Consider the following 15,310-nt stretch of genomic DNA (forward strand, 5'->3'; position numbering starts at 1 on the left):
CTTTCATTGAGTAAAAAAACCGTACTTGTCATTGCTGACTTAGGAGGATGCCCGCCCCATATGTTTTATGAAAGCGTGGCGGCATCTTATCATATCGTTTCTTATATCCCTAGACCTTTTGCCATTACAAAGCGTCACGCTGAACTAATCGAAAAATACTCCATTGCCGTCATCAAAGATCGTGATTATTTTGAGACACACCCTTCTTTTGAACACCCTGATTCTATTTACTGGGCACATGATGATTATCTGAAATCAGAGGAAGAGGTAGTGGATGACCTAGTCCGTGTGGCTTCCTTTTTCAAAGCTGATGCCATCACCACCAATAATGAATTATTCATTGCACCAATGGCAAAAGCTGCTGAGCGGCTGGGGCTGCGCGGCGCTGGGGTAAAAGCAGCTGAAATGGCACGTGATAAAAGCCAAATGAGGGCTGCATTCAACGCTGCTGGTGTCAAAGCGGTGAAAACTCAGCCTGTCACGACTTTAGCTGATTTCCAGCAAGCTATTGAACATATCGGGACACCGCTTATTTTAAAGCCTACATATTTAGCAAGCTCCATTGGCGTGACCCTTTTTCATGACAGAGCCAGCAGTGATGATCTCTTTTTAAACGTACAATCCTACTTGCAAACGATTCCCGTCCCAAACGCTGTGACATATGAAGCACCATTTGTCGCTGAAACGTATTTAGAGGGTGCTTACGAGGATTGGTATCAGGAGGATGGCTATTCTGATTATGTCAGTGTAGAAGGGTTAGTCGTGGAGGGAGAATATATCCCTTTTGTCATACATGACAAGACCCCTCAAATCGGTTTTACAGAAACGGCTCATATTACTCCCTCGATCCTAGACAATGAAGCCCAGCAAATCATTATTGAGGCAGCTAAGAAGGCAAATGAAGGGCTGGGCCTTGAAAACTGTGCGACCCATACAGAGATCAAGCTCATGAAAAATCGAGAAGCAGGACTGATCGAATCCGCAGCTAGATTTGCTGGCTGGAATATGATTCCGAATATCAAAAAAGTGTTTGGGGTGGATATGGCCAAGCTGCTGATCGATGTATTAGTCGATGGAAAAAAAGCGGAGCTGCCAAAAGAGCTGCTTTCTGGACATACGCATTATATAGCAGACTGCCATTTATACCCTCAGCATTTCAAAGAAAGCGGACACATACCGGCAGAGGCCACACACATCACCATTGATCATATCCATATTCCGCAGGATGCTTTAGTTGGAGATACTGTGATCGTCAGTGGATCTGGCCCGTCCAAAGGCACCTTTGTCGATCTATCTTTATTTGAAGCCTTTAATGGCATCGTGTCGCTTGAGTTAAAAGGGTCATCCTCACAGGATGTTGCAGCATCCATCCGCAACTTACAGAAACAAGCTGCCCTTCATTTAATGGATGAATTAGTCAAGGGATAGAAAGAGAGGGTAACGTGGTGGAGATCTTACCATCTAACATGATTAAACGGCTGCCAGAACAGAAATTTGGAACCGTATTTGAGAAAATTGCGCAAAAAGCACAAAACGGAGCGAACATCATAAACCTTGGTCAGGGAAATCCCGATCTTCCTACTCCTGCACATATCGTAAGCGCCCTTCAAGAGGCGGCAGGCACTTTGCAATTTCAGCAATATGCACCTTTCAGAGGCTTCGACTTTTTCAAGCAAGCCATTGCAGATTTCTACAAAAAGGAGTTCGGCCCTGAGATAGACCCACAGAAAGAGGTTGCTCTTTTCAATGGAGGGAAAACAGGCCTTTATGTCATGAGTCAGTGTCTGCTTGACCCTGGGGACGTTGCCCTCGTTCCAGATCCAGGCTACCCAGAATATCATTCTGGGATCTTGATGGCAGACGCAAAGCCCTACTGCATCAAACTTGAATCGAAAAATGGCTATTTGCCGAATCTCTCTTCAATTGATCCGGAGGTACTCAAAAAGGCAAAGGTTCTTTTCTTAAATTATCCGAATAACCCAACAGGTGCTGTGGCAAATGATGCATTTTTTGAAGAGGCTGCTGATTTTGCATCAGCTCACGGACTGCATGTCATTCATGATTTTGCCTATGGTTCATTTCATTATGAACAAAAACCCGTAAGCTTTCTAAACGCTCCTCTTGGGAAAAGCGTAGGAGTGGAATTATATTCTCTATCCAAAACATTTAATATGGCAGGATGGAGAGTCGCTTTTGCTGTAGGTAATGAGGATATCATCCAAGCCATTAACGCCTTCCAAGATCATGTGTTTGTTAGTATGTATGGCGGATTTCAACAAGCTGCAACTGTCGCCTTGCAAAGTGATGACCGTCACATACAATCATTAAAAGAGGTCTACCTTGAACGAATTCACTTTTTCATCCGTCAGGCAGAAAAGCAGCTAGGATGGTCCATCGAACGTCCAGCTGGCGCCTTTTATTTATGGGCTCCAATCCCTGATGATTTTGAACATTCTCATGAATTTGCTGACTATTTACTCGAACATACTGATGTCGTTGTCACGCCGGGGGGTGTGTTTGGAGCACATGGTAGGCGTCATGTCCGCATCTCAATGGTTGCTCCAATTGAACAGCTTGCCCTGTTTATCGACCGGCTTCGCATCCTTCCAATTCGCTTTAATCAAAAAACCCGCATATAGCGGGTTTTTGATGTCATATACTTTTCATCGAACCACCATCGACGGATATTTGTTGTCCTGTAAGATAGGAGGCTTCCTCTGATGCGATAAAAGCGGCCAATGAAGCCATTTCACTCGCTGACCCCACTCTTTTCATTGGAATTCCTGACGCTACAGCCTGTACAGCTTCTTCCCGTGAAAATGCCTGTTTACGCATCATGTTTCCGATAAATTGTTCATACCGATCTGTAGCTATAAATCCCGGGTTTAAACAATTCACTGTGATCCCTGAAGGTGCAAGCTGTGTGGCAGCATTTTTACTAGCATTAATAATCGCTGCATTCATCATACTGTTCGTAAACATTTGGTCGCCAGGCTCCTTCCATAGGTTCCCGACAATTTGAATGATCCGGCCATATTCATGTCGTTTCATCATCGCTGCCGCACGCTTCATCGTATCAATGTACGCAATGGCTTTTTGAGAAAATGCTGCCATCATCTGCTCGCTTTCACATGAATCAAAGGTATCCGGCTTCCCCCCTGGAATGTTATTAATCAACACATCCAGTCTGCCAAACTCTTTTTCTATTTTCGTAAAAGCCTCAGCCCTCACTCCTTCATCTGACATGTCCCCACAGAAAAGAGCCACCGGCTCCTTTGTTTCTGCCATACGCCCAATGTGCTGCTGCGCTTCTTCTAGTGAGGATTGATTTCTAGAATTGATGATGATCTTTACATTGTCTTGAGCGGCAAGCTTTACGGCGATGGCCTTTCCAATCCCTGTACTTGCTCCTGTTACAAACGCAATTCTTTTAGACAAACTCATCCACATCCCTTTTCTTATCAGCTTAGTACATATACATAAAATGACACATATAGAATGTATTTCAACAAAAAAAGACCTTTCTCCTGCGAAAGGCCCCCCGTTCTCTATTTAAATGTCGTTTCCCAATTAAACCCGATCGTTTCGTCATTCCAGTCGATTCGCTTTTCATCTGGGTTATTCGGGTCATACGATTCTGTTGTGAAATACACAATTTGCAGCGGTGTCTCACCTAGTACACGATAGCCATGCGCGACACCCTTTGGGATAAGAAGCAGCATCGGATTGTCTTCCCCCATATAATACACATCGGTTTGCCCCTTTGTGGAAGAGTCCTCACGCAAATCATATAACACGACCTGCGCATGACCTGCAGGGAAGAACCAAACGTCGTCTTGTTTTTCATGATAATGAAAGGCTTTGATCACGCCCGGAAAGCTTTTCGACCATGATGCCTGACCAAAGCGTTTCAGCATCGGTTCATCATCTCGAATGAGCTCTGCAAAAAAGCCGCGGTCATCACAATGTTTCATGAGTTTTTTCGTTTGAACACCATCAATCATGCTGTTGCCATCTCCCTTCTTTCTGCAAATATTCGTGGAGTGCATCCTTCCAATGCCTCGGATGCCATCCTGTGGCTTCAATCGCTTGAAGGTCTAAGACAGAATAGGCTGGGCGAGGCGTTTGGAAGCCGTACTCTTCCGTTGAAATCGGCTCAATTGTGGCGGACAGGCCGCTTTTCATCACAATTTCTGACGCAAAATCAAACCAGGAACAGCTTTCTCGATTACTGACATGATACACGCCTGCCTTCTGATCAAACAAATGAATCAAGGCCTCAGCTGCATCCTTTGTATAAGTAGGAGACCCTATTTGATCGTTCACAATGCGCAAATGATCCTTCGTTTCAGCGAGCCGAAGAATGGTATTCACAAAGTTATGCCCCTCATGTCCATAAAGCCACGAGGTACGAATGATTTTCACTTCATCTGACACAAGCTGAATCAATTCCTCACCAAGCTTTTTACTCTTTCCATAAATGGTTTGAGGATCTGCTTGTGCATCGATTTGGTAAGGGGTGTCCGCCTGCCCGTCAAACACATAATCTGTACTGACATGTAACACATCAGCGCCTGCGCGCTTTGCTTCCAGGGCTGTATAGTAGGCGCCAATGCCATTCACAAGATACGCCTTTTCGGTTTCTGTTTCACATTGATCAACAGATGTATAGGCTGCTGCACTGACAACAATATCAGGCTGATAGTGTCTCATCGCATGTCTAACTGCCTGCTGGTCTGTGATATTGAGCATGTTCCTCGTTAAGGCAATGACGGTCATGTCTTTTTCTTTGAGCTGTCTGCTCAATTCTTTCCCTAATTGGCCGCCTGCACCGGTGATTAAAACTTTCATCCGTCACCCTTCTTCGCTCTGATCGTATTTGGTTCGATACCAATTGATCGTTTTTTCGATACCTTCTTCAAATGACGTCTCCTGCGTCCAGCCGAGCTCGCCTTTTAGCTTACTTGCATCAATGGCATACCGTCTGTCATGTCCTTTTCGGTCTTGAATAAACGCAATTTGATCATGACTGATTCCAAGCTGCGATAGAATCGTTTTGGTTAAATCAAGATTTGTTTTCTCATTGCCGCCGCCAATATTGTATACCTGCCCGGCTGTGCCTTTTTCGAGTACCTGCTTCACAGCTCTCGCATGGTCCTCTACATACAGCCAATCGCGAATTTGCTGGCCGTCTCCATAAATCGGGATTTTCTCTCCATTGACTGCTTTTCTAATAATGGTCGGTATTAATTTTTCCTCATGCTGATACGGTCCGTAATTGTTGCTGCATCGTGTAATCATCGCGGGTAATTGGTAAGTGTGGATAAAGGATTTTACAAGCAGGTCTGAACTCGCCTTGCTTGCTGAATAAGGATTGTTCGGTGAGAGTGGTGTTTGTTCTGTGAAAGCAGGATCATCTGGCTCCAAATCTCCATATACTTCATCTGTTGAAATATGAATGAGCTTTTTCGCCTTTCCTTTTAAAACAGCTTCAAGCATACGATACGTTCCAAGGACATTTGTTTGAATAAAAGGCTCTGCCGATTCAATGCTGCGATCAACATGCGATTCTGCCGCAAAATGAATGATCGCATCATAGACTTCGTCAAATGCTTGATCCAGCTCATGCTGAAGGGTAATATCCCCTTGGATAAACCGAAAATGTGACAACTTTAATAATTCATCCATCTCGTCTGGATGACTGGCATATGTTAATTTATCAAAAACGGTGAGCCTGACATTTGTATCCTGAAGCAGCAGCTTCACAAAATTCAGTCCGATAAAACCCGCTCCGCCTGTAATTAAATAAGACTTCGTCATTCGGATCCCTCTTTTTTCTTCATCGTTTCAAACATTTTCGCAGATGCTTCGTGGAGAGATTCATGTGTTCCTGCATCAATCCACCACCCTTTTAACATATCATAGGTCAGCTGGCTATTTGAGATATAGAGATTGTTCACGTCTGTAATCTCTAATTCGCCTCGATCTGACGGCGAGATTCTCTCAATATATTGAAAGACTTCTTGATCATAAAAATAGATGCCCGTGACGCAGTAGAATGAGCGCGGATGCTCCGGCTTTTCCTCTATTGATAAAATCTGTTGACGGGCGGCATCAATTTCTGCAATGCCAAATCGCTTTGGATCTGCCACTTCTTTCAACAGAACCTTGGCTCCTCTATCTTGCTGCTGAAAAGCTTCAACAAAAGGGTTTAGCGAATCCTCAAATACATTATCACCAAGCATCAGCACAAACTTCTCCCCTTTGACAAAGGGCTTTGCATAGGATAAGCCGTCTGATATCCCAGACGCTTCAGGCTGTACCTGATATACGATGTTCATCCCCAATTCCTGATCGCTTTCAAGCAGTTTTTGAAACAACGGGATTTGTTCTTCTTGTGATATAACCATCACATCTAAAATCCCTGCTTCCTTCAATTTGAACAATGACCAATAAATCATTGGATATGGACCAACCGGCAATAAATGTTTATTGAAAATCTTCGTTAAAGGCGCCAGTCGTGATCCCTTTCCTCCTGCTAAAATAACTCCTTTCACATCTACACATCCTTATAGTCTTTTTGGTGATGATTCATGAGGTGTATAAGAATGTTTTTCACTCGTTCAATTCCTTTTCCATCAATGAGTGTCCGTCCATTAAGATGGATGCTCCTGCGGAGAAAGTAGCTGCTGGACAGTCTTTCCACAGCACACCATATATCTTTTTCATCCACAAGTTCACCTAATCCAAGATGGTGGCACGCTCCCTTTTGTGCAAAACGAGCGGCTGTCACTGCTTGATGGTCGACTTGTGAAAGAACAATACTGGGCACTCCGATACAAACTGCCTCGTATAATGTCATCCCGCCAGCAACTATTGCCAGATCAGCTTCCGAGAGACGCGCAGGTAATTGATCTGTATGACGAATGAATTGAATATGCTCAGCCTCTATTTGTTCTTCAATGCGGGAGGCTTTTCCTGTAACTGCTAAAATGTGTAAGTGGTCCGCTTCGAGGATTGCTGATACAGCCTTTAATAACAATCCACGCGGGTCACTGCCCCCAAGGCTGATGACCACCTTTTTGCATTCTTTTCGAACCTCATATGTGTCTTTTAATCGGCTTATCTCTTGATCTAACAATAAATAAGGTGTTCCATAAAAATATTCTGTCCCATCTACTTGCATGTACTTTTCGTCCAGACCGCCATAAATGCCGTTCACGACAGCATCGGCAAGCTGACAAGCTTCTGCTCTTTTTTCTTCGAATAAGACCAGCCTGGCAGAGCTGGAGGATGCTTTGACTAATTGAAGAAATTGGAGGTCACAATCAAGTACATCAATCAGCAGAAGATCTGGATTCAGCTCTTTTATGTCCTGCTCCATCTGAAGGAATGCCTTCGACTCCTGCACCAAATGAACGTGCCAATCTGGACCTGAGAGCATTTCTACACAGATCTGTTCATTTGTATAGAAAGATATGTCGTTTCCTTCTTGAAACAGTTGATTTGCCAGCCGTTTCATTCTGACGACATGACCCATCCCTCTTAAAAACCCACCATACACAACAATCATGATTTTCTTGTTCATTCAGCATCCTTCTGTTTCACAAATTGATTCAACCGAACAATATCAGGGTCTTGTTCGCAAATGGTGATGAGTTCAGCCGTAGGCACAGCAATGGAGCCGCCAGCTTTCTCTAGTAAACGGGTCGCAAACACATAATCTTCTTCTGTATCAATCGTGAATCGATAAGCAGGATATGCAAGTTCTTTGGGCGGTGTGAATAATTGCAGGTGAAATTGCTCTGGATGCTTTCTGATATAGAGCGTGACATGCTCACGCTCTGGCTGCGTAAGGGGAAAATTGTCGATTTCACTTAAAATCTGTGCGTCGATCATTTCCCCGGAAATACCGAGTGGCGTTCCAGCCGTATACGTGTAATCAGCCTTCTCTTGTCTATGTTTTTCAAGCATTTTCGACAAAAGGACTGGATCTATAAATGGGTTATCTCCTGTTAAACGCACAATGGTTTGCGGTTCAAAATGACGGACAATCTGCGCAAATCGCTGCAGTACATCCGCCTCACTGCCACGAAATACTTTATAGCCCTTTGATAAACAATAATGAGCCAGCAGATCATCTTCTGCCTCAACTGTTGTGGCGATCATGAGGTTCTGCGTTTTGTGATTGTAATGAGCTGATTGCTTTACTCGTTCAACAATCAGGTCGATCAGCGCCATACCGCCGATCGGTTTCATTACCTTTTTTGGCAGCCTTGTTGAGCCCATTCTCGCCTGTATGACAAAAAGGACATCATTGATCATTTGGCGTCTCCTGCATGAGTACATCTTTCCACGAAACCCCTGTATGGGCTGGGATATCTCTGACAGCCTTTGTGCCAAGTAAAACCGCCATATACCTTGGATGCAGACCTTGGCTTTTTTGTCCTGGACGTAACACGGCTAGATTTTCTGCGGTCAATGTCTCGCCTTTCGCAATGCCTTTTGTCGTAAAAATGCCTCGATACGCAAATTCACGAATCTTGCCTTCAATAGCTGTTGTCGTTTTATAAGAACTGCCAAGGAGCTCTTCTGGCACTGAATGAGTGTCAGCCTCTGTTAGATTCCGCTGCTTTTCTGCCGCTCGAATATGCTGAACCATTTCCTTCAATTCTTCAGGATCAAGAGCAAAGGAATGATCAGCCCCAGGTAACGTTTTATCGACTGTAAAGTGCTTTTCAATGATTGCTGCCCCAAGCTTCACAGCGGCCACAGGCGCTTCAGTTGGATGCTCACTATGATCAGAAAAGCCAATGACTGCCTCGGGAAATGCCGCAGCTAAGGTTTGAAGCACGCGGAGATTCGTGTAAGCTCTAGGTGCTGGATACTTTGCTACGCAATGCATGATAGCGACCTGCTGATTGTGCTCGCTTGTAATCGCCTCATATGCTTCATGGACATCCGAAATGGTTGCCCCGGCTGTTGAGAATATGATGGGCTTTTGAAAAGATGCCGTGTGACGCATAAGAGGCAAATGATTGATTTCATAGGATGCCAGCTTGAAAGCCGGCGGATCGGTTTGATTCAATAGATCCGCGGATTCTTCGTCACACACTGTGCTTAAAAATATCAGACCTTTTTCCGCGCAACGTGACAATAACACCGGGAGCCATTCTGGCGGCAGCTCCATTTGTTCCACTAAAGAAAAAATAGACACCTCTTCCCCTTTGGCTGTTTCGTACAAACCCGGTTCCTTTTGATACATCCGATCAGCTTGAAACATTTGAAACTTCACCGCATCGGCACCTGCTTCCTTTGCCACATCAATTAAAGCAAGCGCCTGATCCAGCTTTCCATCATGGTTAATGCCTGCCTCTGCAATGATAAAGACAGGCGCGCCATCCCCTACTTTGCGATCTCCGATATAGAAATGCGCCATCTTACCTCTCTCCTTTTTTCGGCCACACATGGTAATACAAGAAGGCATTTTTTGTTCTAAAGCCCAGCTTTTCGTACAGCTGAATCGCGGTTGTGTTATGCATCTGAGTTCCGGCAGACATAAACCGATGCCCTCTCTCATGAGAGGCGTTAATCATCGCCATCACGAGCTTTTTTCCGATCCCTTTTCCTTGTGCATCCGCTCTAATGGACAATAAATCAAGTACCAGTTCATCGCCCTTTGTCACCCCTTGAATCAAACCAATGACTTCATCGTTCACCTTTGCTGCGAGATTGATATCTGCACGTCCGAGTAAATTGTTTCTCATCCATTCCTGAAAAAAATGCTGGACGGCATTCTGATCTAAAAAAGGATCAAGTGCATACCGGCTTTTCACAAAAGCCTGATGAGCAAGTGACACCGCCTCATCGTAATCCTTTTCATCCGGCAGACTGATGACCACATCTTCACCTGTAGGTGGCATCTCCATTTGAACAGGCGGCGCCTCAAGACGAGTGAGACCGCCCACATAGTACACATGTGACAGCCTTTGGACGATGCGGTTTTTTTCAAGATCAGACGCTTCAAGACGTAAAAAGAAAAAATCGCATTTTTCTGTTCTCATCCAATTGATGAAACGCTCCATCAATTCTTGAAAAGCAGACGCTGTCTCCGCTTCGACAAACTTCACATGAAAAATATGCTGATGAAAAATGCCGCTTTCCCATTTTGACCATTCATATAACAGGACTGCCTTTAGCTGTGCGCCATTAACAAGAGCAAATTGCTTGAAGCCGTTCATTTGTTCCGCTTGTTGACCGTATTTCTCCAGCCAAGAAGCCAGCACCTGATCATCTACAGCATGAACGACCTTCATGATAATGCCTTCTGTTCTTTTAAAATAGACAACACCGCTGTGATAACATCCTGCACATCTTCATCTGTCATACTTGGATAGAGCGGCAGTGAGAGCGTCTGCTTGTAGTATGCAAGTGACTCAGGAAAATCCTCCGGTGAATAGTGATATGTTTCTTGATAGTATGGATGCAAGTGAACAGGGATAAAGTGAACACTCGTGCCGATTTTATATTCCTTTTGCAGCTGATCAATCAGTTCATCACGCGTGATAAATGCTTCTTTTGGATTCACTTGCAGTACATACAAATGCCATGCATGTCTTCCTTCTTGATGCACAGGCGGCAGGATCAGACCCGCTTCTTTTTGAAAAGCCTGATTGTATGCTTTTGCAATCTGTTCTCTCCGCGCCTGCATGTCATCTAGTCGGCTTAGTTGAACAAGCCCTATCGATGCCTGCACGTCAAACATGTTCATTTTATAGCCTGGTTCCTCGACCTCGTAATACCACGTTCCTTTTTCTCCATAACGATTCCACGCTCCCTTGCTCATCCCATGGAGCGCTAGTCTTCTAATCCGAGCCGCAAGCGCATCATCATTTGTTGTCAGCATGCCGCCTTCACCAGTCGCTAGGTTTTTCGTTGCATAAAAGCTAAAAGCGGTCGCATCACCAATGGATCCAACGGGCTGACCGTGATACGTTGTGTAAAGAGCGTGGGCAGCATCTTCAAGTACAAATAGATCATACTTTTTGGCAATGGCTAAAATCCGGTCCATATCGCACGATTGACCGGCAAAGTGAACAGGAACAATTGCTTTTGTGTGTGGTGTAATCGCCGCTTCTAGTTTCTCTGCATCAAGGTTGAGTGTCGCTGGATCAATATCGACAAATACAGGCGCTGCTCCCGTATGGATAATCGTATTGGCTGTTGCGCAGAATGTCAGAGGGGTTGTAATCACCTCATCCCCAGCCCTAATCCCTCTTGCCTTTAACGCTAAAAATAAAGCAGCCGTACATGAATTGACAGCGATCGCATGTTTTGCACCTGTCAGCTGCTGAAATTCTTCTTCAAACTGTCTTACTTTTGGTCCAGTTGACAGCCAGCCGGACTTTAATGTTCCAATGACTTCATCAATTTCTTCCTGCTGAATGAAAGGCAAAGCATAAGGAAGAAATTGTGCTCTCTTTTTTCCCATATCGCTTGCACACCCCTATCTTCATCTCTGAAAATCCACACCGGTTTTTGTTTTGAGCAGAGAAAGCAGAACATCGATAGATCGCGCATGCGGATAATGTTGTTTAATGAACTGAGCTCCTTGCTGCTTTGCCAGTTTCATCTCTTGTTCATCCGACAAAATACGAATGGCTTTCTCAGCTAGTTCAACAGGGTTTTCCATATGATAGCTGCCAAGCGACTCGTAATATGGGTATCTTCTGCCTTCTGTCGTTTTCCCGATCAGCACACTCTTTTCAAAAAGCATCGCTTCAAGACCAACTGTTGATGTGAGCGTAATCACGATATCCACATATGGCAGCAGGTCATACAGGTCAATTTCTTTTTTAATCAATTTCACATGATTTCCCGCTCGTTCAATAGACACATAGTCATTTAATCGATTTCGAGCAATTTCCCAAGGATGCGGCTTCATGATCAGCTGAATGTCTTTCCGTTTGGCGATCGTTTTAAGAACATCGCCATAAAAGGCTTCAGAAAACGGCTGCGTTGCCACAAGCACGGTCTTTTTAGCCGGACTGAAGTTCAATTTACGAAAAATGAGATCCTGTTGAAGCGGCGTTCGCTCCTTCACCAAATCAAACCTCGGATGACCTGTGATTTCCACCTGTTCCGGCTGACAGCCTTTATCTACATACCAGTCCTTTTCATATTTTCCAAATACCCCATGGCAAGTCGTGAAAATTGGTAAAAAGGCTTCGTCTCCCATAAGCGCACCGTGCTGAAGACAGATACTCGTAAGCTGGCGTTTAACTGTTTGCAAAGCGAGTACGCGGCTGTAAGCATCCTCCGTCGTTCCAACAATGACAGCTGCAATCGGCTGCATTTGAAATAGCATTTCTATTTGGTCAATGACATCAATAAATTGCACAATGTCCTTCCGCAGCTTTTCTCTAAAAAAGACATTGCCAAAGACAGGGTGGTGAGCGTAAGGTTTAAGGAGAGCATTTGCTTTTTCAATATATTCAGCGTGGGCTTCTTTATTAACCTCTCCGGCTAATTCCGGCTTACTGATCACGGGTAATCCATAATAATCCGCCTTCTTCCAGCGAGCGAGCACCACCGTTTGGTTTGGATGGAACCGCGTGTAATTTTGTTCCGTAAAACGCAGGTGTTCAAAGTGAAGCAATACCTTTCCATTCGCCGGACGATAAGCCACACGCTTGATCTGCTGCTTATGCTGATCAAAAAATGGCTGAATCTCTTCCGGTAATGGACAAGCGGTTGTCAGTTCTTGACCGAATGCTTCATCTTCCATGCGTTCCCTCACTTCAGGACTGATATATTGATAAAAATTACTGATCAACCCAAGAGGAATTTGCTTGTAGGACAAATCCTTCATCAGATTCACATACTCAAAGTACACCTGCCAATAATGATGAATATAGTGCGACACTTCAGGTCACCTCCCATGTTTTTGTTTTAATATACTGCGAAGCTCCCAGCAGGTAGACTGCTCGGGAAGTGCTTGAATAAAGGCACTTTTCTCTTCTTCTGCCAGCTGATAATGAATGGACTGTTCTGTGATGTAATTTGTATCTAATATTTCATCAAAGGGATAGAACGGATAAAAATGATTTAACCGAAAAAAGAAACGGGCATCCCCTATCCGATAAAAATGCGGACTCTCGTCCCAGTAAGACCCAAATTCAGCATGAATTTTTGATAAAATGGATGCACGATGTACGACCGAGCAATGATCTATGGCACAGGGGGCATTCCATTGCACTGTTTGCGCCGGCCGAATCGTTTCCTTCACTGGCTCTTTTTTGCTATTTAAATAGATCACTTTAGAACTAGAATAGACAATCTCTTTACCTGGATGGGCATCTAGATAATGAGTGAGCTTCTCTAAACGGTCCGGGGCGTAGACATTGTCATCTGTGGCATAGGAAATATACTCGCCCTTTGCCAGTTCTAATGCTTGATTAATCAGCACGGCGTAGCGAGTTTTCGCTGTTCTCTCTTCCAGCGTTTTGACACCGCTTTGGATAAAGTGAACGCGGGGATCTTTGCGAAACGGTTCAATAGCAGCAAGGGTTTTTTCGTTTGATCCATCATCCATGATAAAAAGTTCAAAGTCTGACAGCGTCTGCTGCAGGACCGCTTCAATCGATCTGCCGACGTAAGCCGCCTTGTTGTAGCTCGTCATAATGACAGTTACTTTTGTCAAAGTTTTCACCTCGGTCTCTTTCAAACTATGTTTATCATATGTGTCTCCTCTTAAAGAGACTGTAGAGTGACCTATTTTTTATAAAATTGTATTTTTTTATTGATCTATCTTTGAAAAATGCGAAATTTTTGGTAATATAAGTAATCATTTGTGTGTATTAAAGGAGTAAAGAACATTGGAAGCTATGAAGAATGATCACTCCCAAGAAGAGGAAGTAAAAGGATTTTTTCGATTTTTTAAAATTTTTGTCGCGACAAAAACGATTATTCGCTCATATCAACATTCCAATATTCCCATTTGGCTGATGATGCTCCTTGCAAGTATCGCCGGTACGGGCTGGATCTATGAAGGGTATTTTAGCGAGTATATGGGCAATCATATTCCATTCCCTTTTATTCTGTTACAAGGAGCGGGATATGGTATTTTGGCAGGCAATATGATTCTATTTTTCGGTGTCCTCCTGATTAAATGGTTAGGCCGTCTCTTTTTCGACTGTCAAACGGCATATCGAGATATACTCAAAGCCTGCACATTGACGGTCTTTTTCCCTTCTGCTTTATTTTCACTGACTTGGATTTTCACTGTTGGGATGCTCGGTCCGTATACGTTTGTTAAAATCTCACCATATTTAGATCAGCATTATGAAGTATGGTATTATCTCGATCTTTTAACTCTTACGGATGTATATGCAAAGACGTGGATATTTGGAATGGCAATTTTAGGCATTGTCGCTGTGATGAAGCTCAGATTATGGCAAGCCTTCATCATTGTGATCACACCGCTCGCCGCGTTTTTTCTCATCACGACACTTTTATTTGATATTCAGCACGCTGTAAACTGGATCATGTAAAAAGGACGAGTACCGATAGAATACGAGGGATTGTCTTCACGCTGAGGAATTGCATAGCAGTTCCTTTTTTTCGTTCAATGTACATATTCTCCCCTCCTGTCTCATAGTGTGAAAGAGAGAAAGAATGCTATGGAAACAACAGGTGCTTTAGCGCCTTCTGTTTAGAACACCATGAGGAAAGAGGAGGAACGTTATGAAATTGAAAAATCAATTTGGGCAAGGTTCGGGTTTCGAAGGTCAAGATTTCCGCCAGCAACAATATGGAGCAAATCCGTATCCTGCGCAGCAGATGGGTTATTCAGTCCCTCCCCAAACGCAGGGTCAAATGCAGCAGGGGTTTTCGCCAATGCCGTCTACCGGCACTTCACAAGGAGGCCAAGGAACGCAGGGCGGCGGTCAGCCATATCAAATTCCTTCTGGACCGGTTTATCAGCAGAATGTCACCGGGCAGCTGCCTATTGAGCAGTCCTATATTGAAAATATTTTACGATTGAACCGCGGCAAGGTAGCCACGATTTATATGACATTTGAGGCGAGCAAGGAATGGAATTCGAAGATTTTTAGAGGCGTCATTGAAGCTGCAGGACGTGACCACATTATCATTAGTGATAATAAGACAGGAACACGATACTTACTATTAACGATCTATCTTGATTACATTACTTTTGATGGGGAAATTCAATACGACTATCCATACTCCATGTCTACGTATTCTCCGAGATAACGTCAAGCATGGCAAAAGCAAGGCTCAGGTGCCC

The 15,310-nt window shown here is 44.0% G+C and carries 16 protein-coding genes; 4 read left to right on the forward strand and 12 right to left on the reverse strand.

Annotated features, from left to right (window positions below; translation table 11 throughout):
- Window positions 1-6 precede the first annotated feature (6 nt).
- Together AAYR28_RS17395 and AAYR28_RS17400 are read left to right on the forward strand one after the other, a co-directional pair.
- The gene (locus tag AAYR28_RS17395; protein ID WP_120207906.1) at window positions 7-1,428 is read left to right on the forward strand and encodes an ATP-grasp domain-containing protein; all 1,422 of its coding nucleotides are present in this window, start codon (window positions 7-9) and stop codon (window positions 1,426-1,428) included.
- 17 nt (window positions 1,429-1,445) lie between these two features.
- Window positions 1,446-2,639, forward strand: a complete 1,194-nt coding sequence (locus AAYR28_RS17400) for a pyridoxal phosphate-dependent aminotransferase (protein ID WP_183002025.1) — start codon at window positions 1,446-1,448, stop codon at window positions 2,637-2,639.
- Between the two features lie 13 nt (window positions 2,640-2,652).
- Here AAYR28_RS17400 and AAYR28_RS17405 read toward each other — a convergent pair whose 3' ends face one another.
- From AAYR28_RS17405 to AAYR28_RS17460, 12 genes are all read right to left on the reverse strand, one after another.
- Window positions 2,653-3,444 (reverse strand): SDR family oxidoreductase, encoded by a 792-nt coding sequence (locus AAYR28_RS17405; RefSeq protein WP_276205270.1) that lies wholly within the window; start codon window positions 3,442-3,444, stop codon window positions 2,653-2,655.
- 104 nt (window positions 3,445-3,548) lie between these two features.
- Window positions 3,549-4,004, reverse strand: a complete 456-nt coding sequence (locus tag AAYR28_RS17410; RefSeq protein ID WP_070326143.1) for a dTDP-4-dehydrorhamnose 3,5-epimerase family protein — start codon at window positions 4,002-4,004, stop codon at window positions 3,549-3,551.
- Window positions 3,997-4,851: a dTDP-4-dehydrorhamnose reductase gene (gene rfbD / locus AAYR28_RS17415; protein ID WP_065214907.1), complete on the reverse strand. Its 855-nt coding sequence runs from the start codon at window positions 4,849-4,851 to the stop codon at window positions 3,997-3,999. Before rfbD ends, AAYR28_RS17410 begins: the two co-directional genes overlap by 8 nt.
- A 3-nt stretch (window positions 4,852-4,854) precedes the next feature.
- Complete coding sequence (gene rfbB, locus AAYR28_RS17420) at window positions 4,855-5,820, reverse strand: dTDP-glucose 4,6-dehydratase (protein WP_065214908.1); 966 nt, start codon at window positions 5,818-5,820, stop codon at window positions 4,855-4,857.
- Entirely contained in the window at window positions 5,817-6,557 is a 741-nt protein-coding gene (locus AAYR28_RS17425; RefSeq protein WP_070326144.1) for a sugar phosphate nucleotidyltransferase, read from the reverse strand. The genes rfbB and AAYR28_RS17425 overlap by 4 nt, the downstream gene beginning before the upstream one ends.
- A 2-nt stretch (window positions 6,558-6,559) precedes the next feature.
- On the reverse strand, window positions 6,560-7,588 hold the full coding sequence (locus AAYR28_RS17430; RefSeq protein ID WP_120207910.1) for a PseG/SpsG family protein: 1,029 nt from the start codon (window positions 7,586-7,588) through the stop codon (window positions 6,560-6,562).
- Window positions 7,585-8,325: a cytidylyltransferase domain-containing protein gene (locus AAYR28_RS17435; RefSeq protein WP_120207912.1), complete on the reverse strand. Its 741-nt coding sequence runs from the start codon at window positions 8,323-8,325 to the stop codon at window positions 7,585-7,587. The genes AAYR28_RS17430 and AAYR28_RS17435 overlap by 4 nt, the downstream gene beginning before the upstream one ends.
- Window positions 8,315-9,439 carry an N-acetylneuraminate synthase family protein gene (locus tag AAYR28_RS17440; RefSeq protein WP_070326146.1) on the reverse strand — a complete coding sequence of 375 codons (1,125 nt, stop codon included), beginning with the start codon at window positions 9,437-9,439 and terminating at the stop codon, window positions 8,315-8,317. Before AAYR28_RS17440 ends, AAYR28_RS17435 begins: the two co-directional genes overlap by 11 nt.
- A 1-nt stretch (window position 9,440) precedes the next feature.
- Window positions 9,441-10,316: a GNAT family N-acetyltransferase gene (locus tag AAYR28_RS17445; RefSeq protein ID WP_120207914.1), complete on the reverse strand. Its 876-nt coding sequence runs from the start codon at window positions 10,314-10,316 to the stop codon at window positions 9,441-9,443.
- The gene (locus AAYR28_RS17450; RefSeq protein ID WP_041115442.1) at window positions 10,313-11,491 is read right to left on the reverse strand and encodes a DegT/DnrJ/EryC1/StrS family aminotransferase; all 1,179 of its coding nucleotides are present in this window, start codon (window positions 11,489-11,491) and stop codon (window positions 10,313-10,315) included. The genes AAYR28_RS17445 and AAYR28_RS17450 overlap by 4 nt, the downstream gene beginning before the upstream one ends.
- Before the next feature lie 21 nt (window positions 11,492-11,512).
- The gene (locus tag AAYR28_RS17455) at window positions 11,513-12,925 is read right to left on the reverse strand and encodes a CDP-glycerol glycerophosphotransferase family protein (protein WP_254001480.1); all 1,413 of its coding nucleotides are present in this window, start codon (window positions 12,923-12,925) and stop codon (window positions 11,513-11,515) included.
- Between the two features lie 6 nt (window positions 12,926-12,931).
- Window positions 12,932-13,702 carry a glycosyltransferase family 2 protein gene (locus AAYR28_RS17460; protein WP_041115894.1) on the reverse strand — a complete coding sequence of 257 codons (771 nt, stop codon included), beginning with the start codon at window positions 13,700-13,702 and terminating at the stop codon, window positions 12,932-12,934.
- A gap of 184 nt (window positions 13,703-13,886) precedes the next feature.
- On the opposite strand from AAYR28_RS17460, the gene AAYR28_RS17465 reads away from it, so the two are divergent.
- Window positions 13,887-14,552, forward strand: a complete 666-nt coding sequence (locus tag AAYR28_RS17465; RefSeq protein ID WP_231122812.1) for a hypothetical protein — start codon at window positions 13,887-13,889, stop codon at window positions 14,550-14,552.
- Between the two features lie 193 nt (window positions 14,553-14,745).
- Window positions 14,746-15,276: a spore coat protein GerQ gene (gene gerQ, locus AAYR28_RS17470; RefSeq protein WP_024426405.1), complete on the forward strand. Its 531-nt coding sequence runs from the start codon at window positions 14,746-14,748 to the stop codon at window positions 15,274-15,276.
- The last annotated feature ends 34 nt before the right edge of the window (window positions 15,277-15,310 follow it).

The organism is Bacillus safensis, assembly GCF_039619585.1.
Classification (GTDB): Bacteria; Bacillota; Bacilli; order Bacillales; family Bacillaceae; genus Bacillus; species Bacillus safensis.

Excerpts from the sequence above, each read along its gene's own strand:
- AAYR28_RS17405 (WP_276205270.1), bottom strand. The coding sequence starts at position 3,444 with ATGAGTTTGTCTAAAAGAATTGCGTTTGTAACAGGAGCAAGTACAGGG.
- AAYR28_RS17410 (WP_070326143.1), bottom strand. The coding sequence starts at position 4,004 with ATGATTGATGGTGTTCAAACGAAAAAACTCATGAAACATTGTGATGAC.
- rfbD (WP_065214907.1), bottom strand. The coding sequence starts at position 4,851 with ATGAAAGTTTTAATCACCGGTGCAGGCGGCCAATTAGGGAAAGAATTG.
- rfbB (WP_065214908.1), bottom strand. The coding sequence starts at position 5,820 with ATGACGAAGTCTTATTTAATTACAGGCGGAGCGGGTTTTATCGGACTG.
- AAYR28_RS17430 (WP_120207910.1), bottom strand. The coding sequence starts at position 7,588 with ATGAACAAGAAAATCATGATTGTTGTGTATGGTGGGTTTTTAAGAGGG.
- AAYR28_RS17435 (WP_120207912.1), bottom strand. The coding sequence starts at position 8,325 with ATGATCAATGATGTCCTTTTTGTCATACAGGCGAGAATGGGCTCAACA.
- AAYR28_RS17440 (WP_070326146.1), bottom strand. The coding sequence starts at position 9,439 with ATGGCGCATTTCTATATCGGAGATCGCAAAGTAGGGGATGGCGCGCCT.
- AAYR28_RS17445 (WP_120207914.1), bottom strand. The coding sequence starts at position 10,316 with ATGAAGGTCGTTCATGCTGTAGATGATCAGGTGCTGGCTTCTTGGCTG.
- AAYR28_RS17450 (WP_041115442.1), bottom strand. The coding sequence starts at position 11,491 with ATGGGAAAAAAGAGAGCACAATTTCTTCCTTATGCTTTGCCTTTCATT.
- AAYR28_RS17465 (WP_231122812.1), top strand. The coding sequence starts at position 13,887 with ATGAAGAATGATCACTCCCAAGAAGAGGAAGTAAAAGGATTTTTTCGA.
- gerQ (WP_024426405.1), top strand. The coding sequence starts at position 14,746 with ATGAAATTGAAAAATCAATTTGGGCAAGGTTCGGGTTTCGAAGGTCAA.